Genomic DNA, 239 nt, shown 5'->3' with positions numbered 1-239 from the left:
GTACTGAAGCCCTGATTATGCATAAACAACACGCCAAAATCGGCATCGGGACTGACAGGCGGTGTCATGACACACCCGTACATCCCGTGATGACCGCGCGGTTCGTACATCAACACCCGGCGAATAAGGTCCAGGTGCTCGCGAAAATAGGCTCGTTTTTCCAGAATGGTTTCGCCCTTGAGCGGTGGAATCCCTCCGGTAATAATCCGCAGAGGCTCACCGCCCGCATGAGCATCAAC

Annotated in this window: 1 protein-coding gene; it reads right to left on the bottom strand. The window is 54.8% G+C overall.

Going from position 1 to position 239, the window contains the following annotated elements; genetic code table 11:
* Nucleotides 1-239, bottom strand: a 239-nt coding sequence (locus tag MXD62_RS09525; RefSeq protein ID WP_248828993.1) for a proline racemase family protein, incomplete at both ends; no start/stop codon positions are given.

The organism is Frankia sp. Mgl5, from assembly GCF_023242985.1.
Lineage (GTDB): Bacteria > Actinomycetota > Actinomycetes > Frankiales > Frankiaceae > Parafrankia > Parafrankia soli.
The sequence above is the reverse complement of the archived record's forward strand: the minus strand, read 5'-3'. Positions and strand labels throughout refer to the sequence as shown.